The following is a 4339-nucleotide window of genomic DNA, read 5'->3' as shown; positions in this document are numbered from 1 at the left end:
ATGTCGCGACTATCCAGGCGCTGGCTTACGGCACAAGAGCGATTGTGGACGCAATGAACGCGGCGGGCTTTGCCATCACGCAGATTGTCGCAACCGGCGGCGGCACGAAAAACCCGCTCTGGCTCCAGCAGCACGCCGATGCGTGTGGCTTACCGATCACTCTGGGGCGCGAGTCCGAGTCCGTACTGCTGGGCTCCGCGATTCTGGCCGCGCACGCCTCGGGCGACTACGCTCGTGTCACCGACGCGATGAGCGCGATGGGTCGCGCCGGAGAAACGATCACGCCCAACCCGGCCACGCGCGCCTTCCACGATGCTAAATACGCGATCTGGCGCGATCTTTATGAATCGCAAAAACGCCACCGGGAAATTATGGCGGACGTGGGCATGGAGACGGGCGCATAAATGATGGGCCCATAAATGGGCCTCAGCTCACCGTAGACCGATCCCCTCGTATGCCGCCGGTTGAAAACCGGCGTCTGCAGTAGCCTTCGGCTGCAAAGCCCGTTCCGGGCTAACCTCCCCCGGCGCTCCGCGCCACCCCCTCCGGCTTCGCGAAGGGGGTAGCCAGCCTGGCACAGGCTTTGCGGCACGCAGTGCCATTGCAGACGCCCAATTCATTGGGCGGAGAATTATGTGTAAAATTAAAACAATAATATTAATAATTAAATGAAATATTAAAAAACAAAACCATAAAATAACAATAATTAAACACATAATGACAATAATTAAATCATTTATATAAAGACAATAATAAATATTTATAATATTTAAATTAATAATATCAATAATTAAACAAATTAAATCAAAATTATAAAGACGCTTATTGATACAAACGAGAAGGAGTGATATAATTTGTGCGGAGGTTTTACAATGAGAAAGTTCGATCTCGCGGCAAAGGCACACGCCTACGCCGATCACTGGAACAATGCCGAGACAGCACGGGGGCAGGCGATTGTTTTACCAAACGGCACCACCCATGATGGGTTTACCGACAAGGCAACCGATGCCCAAGCCGCACAGGCCACGTTGATTACCCGTACCAACGACATGGAGAGCGCCATGCAGACCCGCGATAACACCCTCGGGCCGCTCCAGAGCAGCACCACGCTCTTTACCGCCTACGTGCGCGCCGCAGCGCCGGGCAGTGTCTTTACCGCGATGCTCCCTAAGATCCCCCCCGCCACCGCCGCCGCCGTCAAGTGGGGCAAGGTTCTCGGTGATCTCAACGAAATCTGGACGCGCCTGGATGCCACCGCGCCGGGCGAGTACCCCGCGCTCACACTGCCTGTCACGCTCTCTAGCGGCACCACCCGCGCCTTGTTTGGGTCCGCCGTTGCCACGTTTGCAACCGCCCTCACGGATCTACAGAGCGCCGTGAATGACATCAAAGCGGCACAGGGTACGCTCCGCAACCTCGGCACCAGCATCAACACCGACATTAGCGCCTACCGCAAGCTCATCCGCAGTCTCTTCCCCGCAGGCCATCCCATCCGTGCCAGCCTGCCGTAGAAAACCCCCTCCTGCCTCCCCCTTCCCTGGTACAGGGAAGGGGGCCGGGGGGATGGGTTCGGGAAGCAGGGCCAAGGGGATGGGTTCGGGAAAAGGGGGTAATCATGCTCACCGTTTTTAAGCAGGAGCTGCTTCTACGGCTGCGCCAGGGAGCGACCTGGGGACAATTTCTCTTTATCCTCCTAGGTGCCGTCGGGGTGATGATGAGCGACCGGGGGGACGCCGACAACGGGCGGCTCTTTGCCAATGCACCGACGCAGCTTGTGATGATCTGTAGTGTTTTTTGCCTGGTCGCCGGGCCGATTGTCGCCGCCATTGCCGGCACGGGCATCTTGCGCGACTTTGAACTGCGCGTCCACGAGTTCTTCTTCACATCGCGCCTCAAAGCGTGGCAGTACTTCTTTGGGCGCTATTTGGGCAGCTTTATCGTCACGGCGCTCCTCTTCACGGCGCTCCCATTCGGGCTGTGGCTGGGAACGGTTCTGCCGGGCGACACGACCCATCTTGGCTCATTTCAGCTTGCACCCTACACTTTTTCGTACTTTGTGATTCTGTTGCCGAATCTTTTTCTGACCAGCGCCCTGTTCTTTGTGGCGGGGGCGCTCACGCGAAACCTCTTTGCCGTCTATGCGCTGGGAATCGGGCTTTTTGTGTTCTACCTCATCAGTGCCGCGCTTGCGGCGGGGATCGAGAGTCGGGGTGTGGCGGCGGCGCTTGACCCCTACGGCATGGTGCTCACGATGGTTGAGACGCGGTACTGGACACCGGCGCAAAAAAACGCGGGGCTGCCCTCGTTGGATGGGGCGCTACTGACCAATCGGTTGCTCTGGTCGGGGATCGGGCTGGGAGTCCTGATGCTGGGAAACCTGCTCTTTCGCTTCTGCGCCCTGGCCCCGCAGCTTCCGCGCCGCACCCATGAGGGAGGCGTGCCGCCCCCGCAAGCAGCGATTCCTCGGGCCACCGTGAAAGCGCGTCCTCGGGCGTGGCGGAGCTTTTTGCATCTGGCACGCTTTTACACCCGCTCTATTCTCAAGAGCTGGCCCTACTGGCTCTTTCTCGCGCTGGGGCTGCTGGTCTTTGCCGTGACGGGGCAAAAAGAAGAGGGATTTACGGGAACGGCGCTGCTGCCCACCACAAGCCACGTTCTCAAGGAAGTGAGTGACAGCTACTTAGTGCTCTTTATCTTTGTCGCGGCGATCTATGCCGGGGAGCTGTGCTGGCAGGAGCGTATTTTACGCGTCGCGCCACTGGTGGATACCCTGCCCCTCTCACGGGCGACAGCGACTCTGGCTCGGTTTGCCGCCCTCGTACTGAGCCTGGCACTCGCCGGAGCGATCTACGGGGGAATTGGGATGCTCCAGCAGCGGGCGGGGGGCATCGTGCCGGATGCCAGTGGCTACGTGGTCGCGCTCTTTGGCGTGTGCGGAGTGCCCCTTTTGAGCATGTCCGCCCTAGCCTTTCTTATCCATAGCCGTGCGCCCAGTAAGTTTGTGGGACATATTATTTTCGTCGCACTGACCCTGCTACCGTCGGTGTTTGGTGAGCTGGGCTGGGAGCACCCGCTGCTCAATCTGGGGCTGGTCGGGGAAGCGCACTACTCCGACCTCGACGGCTTCAGCGCCTACACAGTGCAGCTTTTTGGGCTGGGGACGCACTGGCTATTACTGACCTGCCTCTTGCTTGGGCTCGCGATACAGCCAAAGCGGCGCGCGGCACTGGTGGCGCTGGCGGCTCTGTGTACGCTGAGCACGGGGCTTTTGCTCTATAACTTTCACGGGATCCATCGCTTCCAGAATGAGAACGGAGCAAAGCGCGAGCAGGCGGACTATGAGCGGGCGTATCGAGGGAACTGGGTAGACAGACCACAGCCAAAAATCACCGCCGCCAGCCTTGACGTGACCCTCTGGCCGGAGCGCCGGGCGTTCTCGCTGAGTGGGCGCTACACGCTCCAGAACAAGACCGGCAAGCCTATCCCTGAGGTTCTTCTGAGCTACGACAGTGATCTTGCGCTGCGCCAGCTCGTGTTTGGTGGAGATCGCAACGCCACACGCACCCAGAACAACATGGCTCTGGGAGTGCAGGTCTGGAAGCTCGCCACCCCGCTGGCTCCTGGTCAGAGCACTACCCTTGCGTTCACGCTGGTCTGGGACAAGCCGGGCTTCGCCGTGAGCGGCCCCCGCACCGATATTGCCACCAACGGGAGTTTCTTAGCCAACCTCGCCCCCCGGATTGGCTACCAGGCGGCAGTGGAGCTGACCGATACGGCGGAGCGCACGAAGCAGGGCCTGGCGCACTGGCGGGAGCTGCCGGAGAAAATCGGGCTGAGCCAGACCTACATCGGTGGCGACTCAGACTGGGTGAAGCTGGCGATCACGGTACGCACTGCGCCCGATCAGCGCGCACTGGCACCTGGTAAGCTTGTTCGGGAGTGGAGCGAGGGCGGGCGGCGCTGCTTTCGCTACGAATCAGACCATGTGGTGCGCTACTTCTGGTCGGTGGTCTCGGGCAAGTACGCCACCCAAAAGAGCGTCTACAAAGGCACTCCTATCACGGTCTACTACCACGCCGGGCACCCCTGGAACATCAAGCGGATTCTCGCGGGCGCAAAAGCCTCGCTGGCCTTCTGCTCCGAGACCTACGGGCCGTATCCGTTCTCTGAGCTGCGCGTTGTCGAGTTTCCCGCGCGTGGTGAGGCCGTGGCGGCGCAGGCATTCGCCGGAACGATTCCCTTCTCCGAGGACGGCGGCTTCACGATGAAGGTGGCTCCGGGGGACTTTGACACGCCGTTCTATGTCACGGCGCACGAGGTGGCGCACCAGTGGTGGGCG

The 4339-nt window shown here is 59.9% G+C and carries 3 protein-coding genes; all 3 read left to right on the top strand.

The window, feature by feature from the left end:
* Nucleotides 1-404 (top strand): FGGY-family carbohydrate kinase (locus ACH2EH_RS13230; RefSeq protein WP_395142396.1); only part of this gene is annotated, 404 nt, incomplete at its 5' end.
* 468 nt (nt 405-872) lie between these two features.
* Entirely contained in the window at nt 873-1511 is a 639-nt protein-coding gene (locus tag ACH2EH_RS13225) for a hypothetical protein (protein ID WP_395142394.1), read from the top strand.
* Between the two features lie 104 nt (nt 1512-1615).
* A partial coding sequence (locus ACH2EH_RS13220; RefSeq protein ID WP_395142393.1) for a hypothetical protein occupies nt 1616-4339 on the top strand: 2724 nt, incomplete at its 3' end.

Origin of the sequence: Armatimonas sp. (assembly GCF_043760365.1) — a bacterium.
GTDB lineage: Bacteria > Armatimonadota > Armatimonadia > Armatimonadales > Armatimonadaceae > Armatimonas.
Note: the sequence above shows the minus strand (reverse complement) of the source record. Positions and strands in the feature narration are given on the sequence as shown.

Excerpts from the sequence above, each read along its gene's own strand:
- ACH2EH_RS13225 (WP_395142394.1), top strand. The coding sequence starts at position 873 with ATGAGAAAGTTCGATCTCGCGGCAAAGGCACACGCCTACGCCGATCAC.